The sequence below is a fragment of the Methylotetracoccus oryzae genome (assembly GCF_006175985.1).
GTDB classification, from domain to species: domain Bacteria; phylum Pseudomonadota; class Gammaproteobacteria; order Methylococcales; family Methylococcaceae; genus Methylotetracoccus; species Methylotetracoccus oryzae.
In genome coordinates this window covers 180,405-194,393 of record NZ_SRSH01000005.1, presented here as the reverse complement: position 1 = coordinate 194,393, position 13,989 = coordinate 180,405, and the positions used below count along the sequence as shown (strand labels likewise).

The following is a 13,989-nucleotide window of genomic DNA, read 5'->3' as shown; positions in this document are numbered from 1 at the left end:
CACTGCGGCCTTGCTTACGTGCTCCCCCATGACGCCCACTCCGCCGAACTCACGCCCCGTCGTGTACCGCTATGCCGATCCGCTCGACGTGATCTGGATCGCCTGCGCCGCTCGGGTCGGCTATCGGGTCGAGCGCTCGCGGGAGGTCTACGCCTCGACCGACGGACGAGGAACCCTCCTGATCGGGACCGACGACATACTCGACGCGGACGATTCCCTCGCGCAGATGATTCTCCACGAACTGTGTCATGCGCTGATCGAAGGAGAGGGTGGCGAAGCGCTCGCCGACTGGGGACTGGATAACACCAGCAACCGTCATTTGTCGCGTGAACGGGCCTGCCTGCGGCTGCAGGCTTATCTGGCGGGCAGCTTCGGCCTGCGGGACTTCATGGCACCGACGACGGACTTCCGCGTCACCTTCTGGAACAGTCTGCCGGCCGATCCGTTCGCAGCCCCTGAAATCTCGGGCGGGCGACGGGAGGCGAGTTGTGTCGCGGCGCGCATCGGTGCCTGGCGTGCCGCCCAGGCGCGCTGGGCCGAACCGCTGGCGGAGGCGCTGCAGGCGACCGCCGACATCGCGAACCGGGTTGCGAAGGCCCGCGCGAGACCGGTGCCGTCGCGGTTGGGGGATCCGGGCAACGCGGCCGCAAGCCTGCCGCCGTTGTGGGACACGAGCACCGAGCCGTCACCTCTTCATCCGGCCGGGCATGCCGCAATCGCCGGCTATCATCCGGGTCACGGTTGTGCCGATTGCGCCTGGTCTTTCGTCGCACGGCGCCACCGCCGCTGCCGTCACGCTCCCGCCGTAGCGTTACCGGACTCTGCGCCGGCCTGTGTGCGCTGGGAAGCGGCGGAGCAACTCGACTGCCGAACCTGTGGGGCCTGTTGCCGCGAGGCCTACCAGGCGGTGGAGATCGCGGCCTCGGAACTCGTCAACCGGAAACATCCTGAACTCGTCGAGCAGCGGGCAACGCATCGGCGGCTCAAGCGTGCCGGTGAACGTTGCGCCGCCCTGTGCGGAGGCGAGACGCCCGCCGCCGACTATGGGTGTCAGATCTATCCCAGCCGCCCGCGCAGTTGCCGCGAATTCGAACGGGGCGGTGAGCACTGCCTCGATGCGCGTCGCCGCGTGGGCCTATCGCTGTAGATCGCCCACCTCGGCGTCCGGCGACAGCAGGATCTTCAAGCGATTCGGCTCGCGCGCGGCCGCGAAGGCTTCGATTCCTGCGGACAAGGGATAAACGGCGCTGATCAACGGCGTCGGATCGACCCGCCGCTGTTCCAGCAGGCGCAGCGCCGGACCGAAGGGCCCGCAGCGCGACCCGATGAGGCGAACCTCGTCCACTACCAGTGATGACAGCGGCACCGGCACTTCACCCGCATAGGTGGATTTGAGCACCAGCGCCCCCCGCGGCCGAAGCAAACGACGCGCGAGCGCGAAGCCCGACGGCGACCCGCTGGCTTCGACGACGCAATCGAAAAGTCCGGCCGGAGGCGCGTCTTCGGAAAGACTTGCGATACCCTGCCGCGCGAGCAACTGCTGCTGCAGCGGATGTCGTGCGATCACCGACAGGTCGCAGCCGGTGAGGGCCAGCGTCTGGGCGATCAGCTGTCCCAGGCGGCCGGCGCCGATCAGTAACACGCGATCGTCCGGCCGGACATGCACCTGTTGCAGGATGGCCAGCGCCGCGGCGAGAGGCTCGGTGAACACCGCAGCGGTATCGGAGACCGCGTCGGGAACCCGGTGGAGATTGGCGGTCGGCACCGACAGGTACTCGGCGAATGCGCCGGCATGGCCGGCAATCCCTATGGCCTTCCGGAAGCGACAATGCGCCGGGCCCATCCGGCGACATTCTTCGCAGCCGCCGCAGCCGACGTTGATCTCGCCGACCACGCGCTGGCCGATCCATGCGGCATCATCGGCCGCGACGACGTCGCCGACGAACTCATGCCCGGGAATGCCGGTATAGGGATAGTAGCCGCCGAGCAGCGCCAGGTCGGTGCCGCAGATGCCGGCCAGACGAACCCGCACGATTGCCGTCAGCGGCTCGACAAGTTCCGGGCGGACCACATCTTCCCTGAAAGCCAGGGTCCGGCGTTCCAGCCAGAGGGCGCGCATGCGAGCGGGCAACGAAGGATTTCCGTTCATGCTTCGGAACGGTAGAACAGGCGCGCCGTTTCGACAAGCGCGGCGGCGAGTTCAAGCTTGCGGCATTCGCCCTGCGGTACCGGACAGGATCCTCGACACCTGTTCGGTATCGGCGAAGCTGTCGAGGTGGAAGTGAGCCAGTTCGTAGCCGCGGATGGCTGACGGCGGTCGCTGCTGACACACGAGCACGTTCACCGCGCCGGCAGCGTGACCGGCGGCGAGATCGTAGTAGTAGTCGCCGAACACCAAGGTTTGCGAAGGGGCGATGCCCCAGCCGCGACAAAGTTCCAGGATTGCCCACGGATCCGGCTTCACGGGCCCGTCGTCGCGAGTGAGTACGCGCTCGAACATGAGCCCGCAGCGCTGCAGCGTGATTGCCGTGGCGTTGCGGCTGTTGCGCGTAAACAGCCCGCATTTCAGGCGGAGGGCGGCGATCAATGCCAGGAACTCGGTAACGCCGGGCATCAGACGGGCCTGGAGTGCCCCCGCCATTTCATGCCGGTACAGCACGGCGTGGCCGCGGGCCAACGCCTCTGGGGGGAAAGCGTCGATCGCCTCCAGTACGGAGGCCTCGCTGCCCAGGCCGAGTTCGGTCTTGATGGCGCGGAAGTCCAGGCCGGAGTCCACCAGTGTCCCATCGAGGTCGCAGATGACCGCGGCGGGACGTAAGGCTCCGCCGCGATAGGCGCGCCCGAGGGAGTCGTTGACGGCGCGATCGGAAAACGAGGGCGCACGCGACGGATCTGTGGTGTTCACCGGCCGGGATGGTCAGTGAGTCGCGACGCTACCGGCGGCCGTAGGGGCGACGGCGAAGCGCAGCAAACCCACCAGCCGTTCGATGCGGTCATTCAACGACACGGCCTCGATCAGCGTCTGACGTTCGGCGGGCTCCCAGGGCAGGGCGCCCACGAGCAGATTGCACAGCATCAGGTCGTCGAGTTTGGTGAGCGCTTCCCAGTCGATCTCGAGCTGGGTGACGGCGAAGTATTCGCGGAGCAACAGCTCCAGACGCTCGCGCGGGAACGCCATGGCGTGCTCCGTATCGTAGTCGGAGCGGAAGTCGCCCCAGTCAACGGTCGCGCGGCGGTAGCCTCGCGTCGTAGGGATCTCTCCGGTGATCCGGTAACGACAGACACCGGACAAAACGATCAGCAGCCGACCGTCCTTGGTCTCGCTGAAGGAGACGATGCGGCCGGCCGTTCCGATGTCGTAGAGCGCGGGGGCGTTTGCCGTCGCGGCTGCCGCGTCGATCTGGATCATGCCGATCAACCGTTCGCCGGCCATCGCGTCGAAAACCATATTCAGGTAACGCGGCTCGAAGATGTTGAGGGGCAACTGGCAACCTGGCATGACCACGGCACCGGGCAGGGGAAACAGCGGCAAGGTCGCGGGTAGCCGATCAAAGTCCGGGTGGAAAGGATTGTCGGACATCGTTCACTCCATAGGCCATTGGCATCGGCTTGGATTCCTGCCGATGGCGAGGGTTCCCAAGCGGAAAAATCGGTGCGCGGGAACGCTTGAGGATAGCGTCGGGGTCATCCCTGATGACTCCGGGTTAGTGCTCGGTCGGTGTGCCCTGAACCCCGGGACTGGTCAGTGCCTTCAGAAACTCGACCAGATCGTCGACCTGAGCGTTCGACAACTCGAGGAAGTTGATCGCGCGATCCAGATGCTTGTTGCGCGCCCGGTCACCGGGACTGAAGCCCCCGCGGACGTAATGCAGCACCACTTCCCGCAAGGTCCTCAGACTGCCATCGTGCATGTAGGGTGCGGTCAGCGCCACGTTGCGCAAGCCCGGGGTCCTGAAGGCGCCGAGATCATTCTTTTCGCGCGTCACGGCGAAACGCCCCAGTTCGGAGGCCAGGCGGTCCGGTGTGGGGGGCGTTTGCTCGCGGTAGGCGATCCGTGGCGGCGGCATGCCGGCGGCGAGACTTTCGATTTCCTCCGGGTAGCGGTTGAAGCCGATGCCGACATTGTGGAAGCGGTTATCGGTGAACGTCGCGTGTGTTTTCTCGATCGTGTGACAGGTCACACAGCGACCCCAGGCGGTGAAAACCGCCAGCCCACGGACGGCGGCGGGCGACATCGCCGTCTTGTCGCCGGCAAACTGATAACGGTCGAAGGGCGAATCGCCCGCGACCAGGGTCCGTTCATAGCTGGCGATCGCCTGGGCCAGGGTTTCGGCCGAGGGTTCGGTCTGCGGGCCGAATGCCTCACGGAAACGGGTCGGGTAATCCGGGTCCACCCTGATTATCGCCAGTGCGGCATCCACCGAGGGCAGCCCCATCTCGACGGCATTGAACAGCGGCTGCAAGGCCTGCTCCTCAAGGGTACCGGCTCGACCGTCCCAGAACTGTGATGAGAGGTAGACGGCGTTCAGCACGGTGGGAGCGTTGCGTTGGCCGAGAGCGCCGCCGACGCCCTTCGACACGGCCAGCGGGCTGTCCGTGAAGGCACTGGCAGCCTGATGACAGGTGGCGCAGCTGACGGCTCCGGTCGAACTCAGACGCGGGTCGTGGAACAGCCTGTCGCCCAGGGCGATCCTGGCGCTGTTCTGAGTATTGTCCGGTGGAACCGGGACCTCCGGCAAACCGAGCGGCGCTGCCGCCGCCGTGGCGCAAGCCAAACCGGTGCTCAGCGCGACCGACGGCCAGGACAGCGACGGCATCACCGCGAATTTGCGGTCATTGCAAGTGAAGTGCGGGCGTCCGGGAAACCGTCCATTCACCAAAATGGTGCTATTCGTCGCGGACACCGAAATGGTAGAAGGTACGATCGAGGTAATACGAAACGTCGTTGACCTCTTCCACGGACCAGTCTTTTGCCGCATGGGTACTCCACGAGGAAACCTGTGATTGCAATTCGCGAAAGGTCTTGATGCGTCCCGACAGCGGCGAATGTAACAGCGAGGAATGACAGGCTTGACAGTGATTTTCGTAGAGCTGGCGACCGCGCTCGTAATCCTCGGACAACCCGGGGCCAGCCGCCAGTGTTAAACCCAGCGCGGCGCAGCACCCGAGCGCGCGGTAGCCGGTGCCCGTATCGGGACCGGCCGGGTGGTTAAACCGCCTGACCGTACGCATTTTCATTTATCCTTGTCACGTTTTGCTGAACGAAAGACCGTCTATGGTGCCCGGAGTCCTCGCGCGCAGGAAACGTCGGCTGTTGGCAGCCGCCGCGGCGGCTGGCTGTCCGTTCCGCGCGCTCGACGTGCGCCGAGCGGGTCTGTGCCGCATGTTACGACCACATGGAGTCAGGGCCAATACCCCCCGCGACACCCTTCGGATTGCGCAGCGAGCGAACCGCAATGTTCGAAGCTTTGATTTCCGGTAGGCCAAACCGTTAGTGACCATGCCCTCTACGACTCCTCGCGACAACCGACGACTCCCGATAGCCTCTGTCCTGGGCGCCATGCTGCTGGCGCTGGTGGCTTGCTCCAGCGCGCATCTGACCACCGATCACGAAGCCGGTTACGATTTCGCGCGTCTGCACTTCTGGGATTGGGCCGAACAGAGCGGAAGCCTGGAGACCCCGGCAGCCGTCAAGACCTCCGAACGAATTCGGCTGGACAGCCTGGTCCGCAGCCGCGTCGACGCGGCGCTCGCCCGGAAGGGCTACGTGCGGGATCGCGACAAGGCGCAGTTCCGCGTGGCCTGGTCGTTCGGCGAATGGGAACTGAAGCGAACGGGCAGTTCGGCGTCCCACTACGGTGCCGTCGGCCTGTATTACCCCGGCCTGCATGCGTCCAACACGCACACGAGCACCGACGGCCGCGCGCTGCCTCCCGCGGCCGATCCGTATTCCTCCGAGTATGAGCAGGCGAAGCTGGATCTGGTGGTCATCGACGCCAAGACGCAGCGCGTAATCTGGCACGGCAACATGACCGACAAGAACGATTTCGGCTACTACACGTCGGCGCAGACCCGAGAACTCGGCGCGGCCGTGGAATCGATCCTCGAACACTTTCCCCCTACCCCGTGACGATTGCGAAGATGGCCTTCCCGCCCCCGCTGCAACGAAACGCGACGGGTGCCAATCCTGATGCGCGGTCGCGTGCATGCCGAAGGGCCTGTCGTCGGGACGAGGCGGCCGTCCTGAGGGACCGACGGGCATGAGCTTGCGCGCGCCATACTGGATTTCCATCGCGCTGCTCGCGTGTTCCGGATTGCTGGCTGCATTCGACTATTGGTCGATACGCGGACAACTGGAGCGGGTAAGACAGGACGATCTGCGGGCCTCCATGCAGCGGCTGGTGAATCTGATAGGCAGCAGCAGCGCCGAAGGTATTGAAGACATCGAATGGGCCGCGTGGTGGCGTTTCATCGGAGCGGCCGCCATCGACGCGCCGCACCTCCAGTACATTGCCCTGATCGATGGGGCAACGGGCCTGCGCGTGGCGTACCCCGAGACGGGCTGGGCCGACACCCGGACCGAGCTCGATCCGCCGCCGCCCGCGAACTGGCGTAATCTGCTGCGCCGCGCGGACGGATCGACGCTCTGGCATGACACGGGACGCGGCCTGCTCTGGGGGGCCGTGCCAGTGCCGGGCGGTGCGACGGAGGACGATCGCCAAGCGGGCCGGTTTGCGCTGCTGGTCGCCGATACGCACGGTCTGACCGCCCAGAACGGGCAGGAAGCCGGGCAGCATGCCCTGACCGTTTTCGGTGGAGCGCTGATCATTCTGGCTGCCCTGGGCTGGATCCTGCAACGGTTCCTGTTCGGCCGTATCGAGCGTTTGCTCGCGTACGCGCGGTCCGGCGAGGCAGTCCGCGAAGCGGCGGAAGAGTCGCCGGTCGGCGGCCACGACGAGGTCGCCGAACTCGGTATCGAACTCCGGTCGCTGCGCCGGCAGATCGTCCACGGTAGGAATGAAGTCGCGCATCTGATCGACTGCCTGCCAAACCCCGTCTGGCGTACCGATCGCGACGGCAATTGCATCTACGTCAATCAGGCCTGGCTGGAGTTCACGGGGCGCCCGCGGGCGGCCGAGTTGGGCCGAGCCTGGGTGCACGACGTGCACCCCGACGATCTGCAGCAGTGCCTTGCGGAGATCGCCCGGGCTTCCGTACAGCGCGCACCGTTCAGCCTCGAATACCGCATGAAGCACAAGGACGGGCGCTACCGCTGGCTCCGTGACCATGCGGAGCCGGTATACGACCACGAAGGCGAGTTCCAGGGGTACCTGGGCGCGAGTTACGACATTCAGGACATCCTCGATACCAGCGAGGCGCTGGCCGCCAGCGAGCTGCGGTTCCGCGGGCTCGTCGAGAACAGTTCGGTCGGCGTCTACTTGTACCAGCGCCGGCGCCTGGTCTACTGCAACCCCCGCATGGCCGAGATGCTCGGTTGCGCCTCCGATACGCTCACTGCCGAGGAACTGGGCCGTCTCGTTCATCCGGACGACCTGCGCCCGCTGTGGCGCCGGCTGTTGCGGCTGCAGCGTGGGGTGGCCTCCTCCGGTCAGCATGAGTTCCGCGTTCGCCGCAGCGACGGCCGGCGCTTGTGGGTGGCGGTCTTCGGCAGCCGGATCGTCCAGGATGGCGCCCCGGCGATCATCGGCACGCTGATCGATATCAGCGAACGCAGACAGGCCGAAGAAAACATTCGCAACAGCGAGGAAAACCTTCGCGTCACCCTACAGAGCATCGGGGATGGTGTCATCGCGACCGACGCGGCGGGGCGGGTGACGCTGATGAATCCCGTGGCGGAAGGCCTGACTGGCTGGCTCGAGAGCGAGGCGCACGGACTCCCGCTGGATCGCGTGCTTAGGCTGCTTGATCCGGAAACCCGGGGCGACCTCCAACTGCCGCGGGATGGTTGCGAAGCACCGCGCGCCTGGGCGCAGGACGCGCTGCTGCTGGCTCGCGACGGCCGTGAGCGCCCGGTTGCGTTCAAGGGGTCTCCGATAGGGCTGGAGGCCGAGCAGGACATTGCCGGTGGCGTTCTCGTCCTGCGCGACCAGACCGAACAGCAGCAACTGATCGCCGCGCTGCGCGACGGAGAACGACGCTACCGGGTGCTGTTCGAAGCCAACCCTCACCCGATGTGGGTCTACGATCTCGCCAGCGGCGCCTTCCTGGCCGTGAACGATGCCGCCGTCTCGCACTATGGCTATACCCGCGCAGAATTCCTCGGCATGACGCTGGCCGACTTGGTAGCCTCCGGTCCGCGGGTGGCGAGCCCGGAGCGCAGCGACAGCGGTCTGGCGCAACATGGAATCCAGCGCCACCGTCTGAAGGACGGGCGCCTGATCGAGGTCGAAGCGGTGTCCCATACACTCGACTTCGGAGGGCGGAACGCCGAACTGGTGCTGGCCAACGACGTCACCGAACGGCGGGTGGCCGAGGCCGCGCTGCTCGCGAGCGAAGCGCGCTTCCGTGCCTTGTTCGAACAGGCCGCCGTGGGCGTGGCGCAATTCGAGCGCGACACCGGCCGCTTCGTTCAGGTCAACCGGCGGTGCTGCGCGATCCTGGGGCGCACGCCCGAACAAATCGTCGGGGCGCGTTTCGAGACGATGATGCACGCCGAGGATCTGGAAGCCTATCGGCAATGCCTGGCGGAGTTGCAGCAGGGCCAGCGGGCCGAGTTTTACCTGGAGCAGCGCTGGTGCCGCGAGGATGGCACCGAGGTCCCCGTTTACGTCGCGGTCACGTCGATGGCACTCCCCGGCGGCGGTCCGTCGGACCAGTGCATCGCCGTCATCGAGGATGTCTCGGCGCGCAAAGGTGCGGAACGCGCGGTCCGACAGTTTCAGTTCATGGTCGAAAGCGCGCTGGAGGAAATCTATCTGGCGAAGCCCTCCGGCGATCTGGTCTATGCGAATGCCGCCGCGGCGCAGAGTCTCGGCTACTCCGTCGAGGAAGTGCTTCGTCTGGGTTTCGGTGGGGTCGATCTGGTGTACGGCCCCACGTTTCCCAGCTTCTTCGCAGCACTGAAACAGGGCGAAAGCTCGGTCGTGGAAACGACGCATGCGGCCCGGAATGGCCGCCGCATGACGAAGGAACTGCAGGCGGTCTATCTGCAGATCGACGATCAGGAATTCGCCTGCGCGTTCGCGCGCGACATCACCGAACGCAAGCAGGCCGAGGAACGGCTGCGCCTTGCCGGCAAGGTGTTCCAGGCTGCTCGCGAAGCCATTCTGGTCACCGACTGCGACCGTCGCATCATTGCCGTCAATCCGGCTTTCGAGGAGATGACGGGGTATTCCCAGGACGAGGTCATCGGCAAGGATCCCCGGATTCTGCGGTCCGACCTGCACGACGAAGACTTTTACGCGGCACGCTGGCGCACCATCGAGCGCGAGGGTTCCTGGCGCGGCGAGATCTGGAACCGCCAGAAGAACGGTCGGATCAGCCCGGTGATGCAAACCATCGTCGAGGTGCGCGATCCGGCCGGGGCGCTGGTCAATTACATCAGCGTCTCGACCGACATCTCCACCCTGAAGCGTGCCGAGGAGCGCGTCCGGCGACTCGCCTATTACGACGCGCTGACCGGGCTGCCCAACCGGGAATTGCTGGCGGACAGGGCCAAGCTCGCGCTGGCCCAGCATGCCCGAAGCCAGAAGCAGCTCGCGGTGCTGTTCCTCGACCTCGACCGCTTCAAGTACGTCAACGATTCGCTGGGCCATCAGGAGGGCGATACCCTGCTGAAGAAGGTGGCCGGCCGCCTCGAGGCCCTGGTGCGTGAGACGGACACCATCGCCCGGGTCGGCGGCGACGAGTTCGTGCTGCTGCTGCCCGGCGTCGGCCGGGACGGCGCCTCGCACGTCGCCGATAAGATCATGGAGTCGTTCAACACGCCTTTCGAGATTTCGGGCGACAGCTTCGCGATCACGGTCTCGATCGGCATCAGCCTGTTCCCGCATGACGGGACACACTTTGAGGCGTTGTTGAAGAACGCCGATACCGCGATGTACCGGTCCAAGCAGATGGGACGCAATGCCTGCCGGTTCTACGACGCCGACATGAACGTGGCGACGCTGCAGTACCTCAAGCTCATGTCGGCGCTGCGGAAGGCGGTCCAGAGCGGCGAACTGCGCACCTATTTCCAGCCCAAGATCCGACTGACCGACGGCACGCTGGTCGGCAGCGAGGCCCTGGTGCGATGGGTACACCCGGAAGAAGGGCTGCTGCTGCCGGGACATTTCATCAGTGCAGCCGAACGTACCGATCTGATCGTCAGCATTGGCAACTGGGTACTCGACGATGTCTGCCGGCAGCTGGCCCAGTGGCGGGATGAGGGCTTTCCGCCGATGACCGTGGCCGTGAACGTCTCGGCCCGGCACGTCAGCGAACCCGGTTTGGCGGAGCGGCTGCGGGAATTGCTGGACAGATACCGGCTGCCACCCCATTCACTGGAACTCGAACTGACCGAATCGACCCTGCTGGAGACCGGAGAGCAAACGCTCTCGACCCTGGAACAGTTGAAGTGTCAGGGCGTGGATCTGGCGATCGACGATTTCGGTATGGGCTACTCGAGCCTGTCGTACCTCAAGCATCTGCCGCTCGCGTCGCTGAAGATCGACCGCAGCTTCGTGCGGGACATGACGACCGATTCGGACGACCGGACCATTGCGGCCACGGTCGTCGCGCTAGGTCACAGTCTCGGCCTGAAGGTCGTCGCAGAAGGCGTCGAGTCCGAGCAGCAACGTGACATCCTGATCTCGCAAGGCTGCGATTTCGCGCAGGGCTATTTGTTCAGCCAGCCGCTGTCATCCGATGACTTCACGGTATGGTGGCAGTCGCACCTGGCGGCGCAGGGCAGGAGCCTGGGCGGCAGGACCTACAACGCCTGAGCGGCCGGCGCGCGCTTCAGATCTGATCGGTATGGAGGATGGGCTCCACGCCGGGCGGTACGTAGCGAGCCATGTCGTCGAGCAGACGCGCCGGGTCCGCGTCGTCGAGAATCAGGCCACGGTGACGCGTCCGGATGAAGTCCTCGTCGAGCGCGTGCGCCACGACGCGCAGCAGGGGGTCGTAGTAGCCCCCGATGTTGAGCAACGCGCAGGGCTTGCGATGCAGACCGAGCTGGGCCCAGGTCAGGATCTCGAAAAACTCTTCCAGCGTGCCGTAACCGCCGGGTAAGGCGATGAAGCCGTCGGCCAGTTCCGCCATCATGGCCTTGCGCTCGTGCATGGTGTGCACGACGCGCAACTCTGTCAGGCCACCGTGCGCGACTTCCGGCCCCGCGAGGAAATCCGGAATCACGCCGATTACTTCTCCGCCGCTGGCCAGCACCGCATCCGCCAGTAGTCCCATCAAGCCGATACGGCCGCCACCGTAGACCAGGCCGATGCCGCGTTCGCCGAGCAATTTCCCAAGCTGTTGGGTGGCAACGCGATAGATGGGGCGGGCGCCTTCGCGCGAACCGCAGAATACGCACAGTCGCTTCATTCGAACCTTTGGTAACCGCCAACGGGGCGCCCAGTGTCCGCCGATGGGCCGCGCGCTGCAAGTCTGCTGTCGGCTGGGCGCCGTACTGCCTGCCCTGCCAGACGTCCGGGCGGAGCGGCTTACCTCCCAGCTTTGGGACACGCGGCGTGTGCTCTGCCTGAATTCCGGCCTTCCACGGTCTTACCGGGCAGCGGGATGGGCCTGTGCTATCCTCCGGCAAGCAAGGAATCACCCCGATTAAGCGCCCGTTCCGCCCGCCCATGCAGCTCCCGCCACCGATGAATTCACTGGCTGATCCGACACACGAACGCACGACTCGGCCTCATTGGTTGGTCGCTGGCAACTGGGTGCTCACTGCCCTGATTCTGGTATCGAGCGCCGCTGTGGCGCGTCCGCTTGCCGCAGGGGCTGCCATCGCCAGCGCGCACCCGTTCGCCACGCAGGCAGGTGTGCAGATCCTGTCTCAAGGGGGCAATGCCTTCGATGCCGCGGTGGCCGTCGCCGCAACACTGGCCGTTGTCGAACCGTCGGGCTCGGGCCTGGGTGGCGGCGGCTTCTGGATGCTGCATCGCGCCCGCGACGGCCGCGAAGTCATGGTCGACGGGCGAGAGCGGGCACCGCTGGCCGCGCACGCCGACTTTTTCCTCGATGGCGCCGGCCGGCCATTGCCCGGCGCTTCGATCGATGGCCCGTTGGCGGCGGGAATTCCCGGCTTGCCGGCCACATTGGCGCACGTTGCAGAACGCTATGGCGCGCTGCCGTTGAGCACAACGCTGCAACCGGCGATCGCCATCGCACGCAACGGATTCGCGGTTGGCGAAGCCTACTGCCGCGCTGCCGCCCGCCGCGAGAAGGCACTGCGTCAGTCACCGGCGGCGGCACGGATTTTTCTCGATCACGGCCGGCCGCCCCGGCCGGGCTTCCGCCTGGTGCAAACCGAGCTCGCCCACACGCTCGAGGCGCTCGCCGAGGATGGCGCGGACGGGTTCTACCGGGGAGCGGTAGGGGCGGATTTGGTGAAAGGCGTACGCGCCGCCGGCGGGCGCTGGGCAACGGAAGACCTCGCTGCCTACCGCGTGATCGAACGCGAGCCGTTACGGGGGGAATACCGCGGCGTCAGGATCGTCACGGCCGCGCCCCCCGGCGGCGGCGTCGTGCTGCTGGAGACGCTGAACATCCTGGCGGAGCACGAGCTGAACCGCTACCCGCCGCCGATCGCGACCCACGTGACGATAGAGGCCATGCGACGGGCCTATCGCGATCGGGACCGCTACCTCGGCGATCCGGATTTCATCCGGATTCCACTGACCCGCCTGCTGAGCCGGGACTATGCCGCCGGACTCAATGCGGCGCTGCGAACGGACCGGGCGCTGCCCAGCGCCTACCTGCCCGATGCGGCAGCCCCGGAAGGCGACGGTGCGAACACGACGCATCTGTCGATCGTCGATCGCGAGGGGAACGCCGTCGCCGCGACACTCAGCATCAATTACGGCTTTGGCTCGGGTTTCGTGGCGCCGGGCACCGGCGTTCTGCTGAACGATGAAATGGACGACTTCGCGACGTTGCCGGGGGTGCCGAACGTCTACGGCCTGGTCGGCGGCGAGGCCAACCGCGTCGCTCCGGGCAAGCGCATGCTGTCCAGTATGACGCCGACCTTTCTCGATGACCGGGGGCGCTTCGCGGTCCTCGGCACCCCCGGCGGCAGCCGCATCATTTCGATGGTGCTGCTGGCCACGCTGGACTTTGCCGACGGGCGGGGCCCGCACTGGATCGCGTCGCGGCCGCGTTTCCACCATCAGTATCTTCCCGACCAGGTCGAACTCGAACCCGACGCACTGCCGGCCGGGGACCGGACGCAGCTCACCGCATTGGGGCATCGGTTGCAGCCGCTGGAACGTCCCTACGGCAACCTGCAGATCGTTGTTCGCGAGCGCGACGGCCGACTGAGCGCCGCGAGCGATCCGCGGGGTGAAGGCTTGTCGATCGTGATCCCCTGACTGTCCGCTCGACTCTCCCCGGAGACCGCCCGCGCTGCAGCCCAGGCGACGCGTGGCGAGCCGCCGTCTAGGCCGAGTTGCCGGCTCCGGCTTGCTTCCGGGACGCGACAGCGCTAGGGTAGCGTCCTCTGCTGGCCGTGTGTCCCGCGGCATTCGCGCGACTGTTCGCCCGCCCCCCGGTCCATCGACGGGTGGAGCTTGTGGTAACTGCGTTGGGGGGGACCTGTGAACCATTCCTACGAGCTGTTGACGGATCTCTTTTCCGATCCTTTTTCCGATGAGTTCGGCGACGACGACTGTTCGCCATTCCCTGAATGTCAGGGCGCACCCTCCGAGACGGACGACTCGGTGGCGGGGCTCCCGGCGATGGATTGGGGAATGCGGGGCCTTGTGGTGCCGCTGAGGCGTGCCAAGGGTTACTCGGTTTCCAGACTTTTCTGAGGAGTCCTCT

General features: G+C 66.0%; 11 protein-coding genes. 5 read left to right on the top strand and 6 right to left on the bottom strand.

What is annotated here, in order from left to right; translation table 11 throughout:
* Nucleotides 1–28 precede the first annotated feature (28 nt).
* Nucleotides 29–1,147: a YkgJ family cysteine cluster protein gene (locus BWR02_RS07195; protein ID WP_139557068.1), complete on the top strand. Its 1,119-nt coding sequence runs from the start codon at nt 29–31 to the stop codon at nt 1,145–1,147.
* Here the strand turns inward: BWR02_RS07195 and BWR02_RS07190 are convergent.
* The 5 genes from BWR02_RS07190 to BWR02_RS07170 form a co-directional block, all read right to left on the bottom strand.
* Nucleotides 1,136–2,149, bottom strand: coding sequence for an MDR/zinc-dependent alcohol dehydrogenase-like family protein (locus BWR02_RS07190; RefSeq protein WP_201276191.1), 1,014 nt, complete (start codon nt 2,147–2,149; stop codon nt 1,136–1,138). The two genes, BWR02_RS07195 and BWR02_RS07190, sit on opposite strands and share 12 nt — an antisense overlap.
* A gap of 51 nt (nt 2,150–2,200) precedes the next feature.
* Nucleotides 2,201–2,905 carry an HAD family hydrolase gene (locus tag BWR02_RS07185; protein WP_139557067.1) on the bottom strand — a complete coding sequence of 235 codons (705 nt, stop codon included), beginning with the start codon at nt 2,903–2,905 and terminating at the stop codon, nt 2,201–2,203.
* A 12-nt stretch (nt 2,906–2,917) separates the two neighbouring features.
* Nucleotides 2,918–3,580: an LON peptidase substrate-binding domain-containing protein gene (locus BWR02_RS07180; protein WP_139557066.1), complete on the bottom strand. Its 663-nt coding sequence runs from the start codon at nt 3,578–3,580 to the stop codon at nt 2,918–2,920.
* Nucleotides 3,581–3,704: 124 nt separating this feature from the next.
* Nucleotides 3,705–4,817, bottom strand: a complete 1,113-nt coding sequence (locus BWR02_RS07175) for a cytochrome-c peroxidase (RefSeq protein WP_139557116.1) — start codon at nt 4,815–4,817, stop codon at nt 3,705–3,707.
* 70 nt (nt 4,818–4,887) lie between these two features.
* Nucleotides 4,888–5,232 (bottom strand): c-type cytochrome, encoded by a 345-nt coding sequence (locus tag BWR02_RS07170; protein WP_139557065.1) that lies wholly within the window; start codon nt 5,230–5,232, stop codon nt 4,888–4,890.
* A gap of 268 nt (nt 5,233–5,500) precedes the next feature.
* Here BWR02_RS07170 and BWR02_RS07165 point away from each other — a divergent pair, with 268 nt between their 5' ends.
* Nucleotides 5,501–6,130, top strand: coding sequence for a DUF4136 domain-containing protein (locus BWR02_RS07165; RefSeq protein WP_139557064.1), 630 nt, complete (start codon nt 5,501–5,503; stop codon nt 6,128–6,130).
* A gap of 130 nt (nt 6,131–6,260) precedes the next feature.
* The gene (locus BWR02_RS07160; protein ID WP_139557063.1) at nt 6,261–10,943 is read left to right on the top strand and encodes a PAS domain S-box protein; all 4,683 of its coding nucleotides are present in this window, start codon (nt 6,261–6,263) and stop codon (nt 10,941–10,943) included.
* Nucleotides 10,944–10,959: 16 nt separating this feature from the next.
* Here BWR02_RS07160 and BWR02_RS07155 read toward each other — a convergent pair whose 3' ends face one another.
* Complete coding sequence (locus BWR02_RS07155; protein ID WP_139557062.1) at nt 10,960–11,541, bottom strand: LOG family protein; 582 nt, start codon at nt 11,539–11,541, stop codon at nt 10,960–10,962.
* 278 nt (nt 11,542–11,819) lie between these two features.
* Between BWR02_RS07155 and ggt the strand changes: the two genes are divergently transcribed.
* The gene (ggt, locus tag BWR02_RS07150; RefSeq protein ID WP_139557061.1) at nt 11,820–13,538 is read left to right on the top strand and encodes a gamma-glutamyltransferase; all 1,719 of its coding nucleotides are present in this window, start codon (nt 11,820–11,822) and stop codon (nt 13,536–13,538) included.
* A gap of 225 nt (nt 13,539–13,763) precedes the next feature.
* Nucleotides 13,764–13,979 carry a hypothetical protein gene (locus BWR02_RS07145; RefSeq protein WP_139557060.1) on the top strand — a complete coding sequence of 72 codons (216 nt, stop codon included), beginning with the start codon at nt 13,764–13,766 and terminating at the stop codon, nt 13,977–13,979.
* Nucleotides 13,980–13,989: the final 10 nt, after the last annotated feature.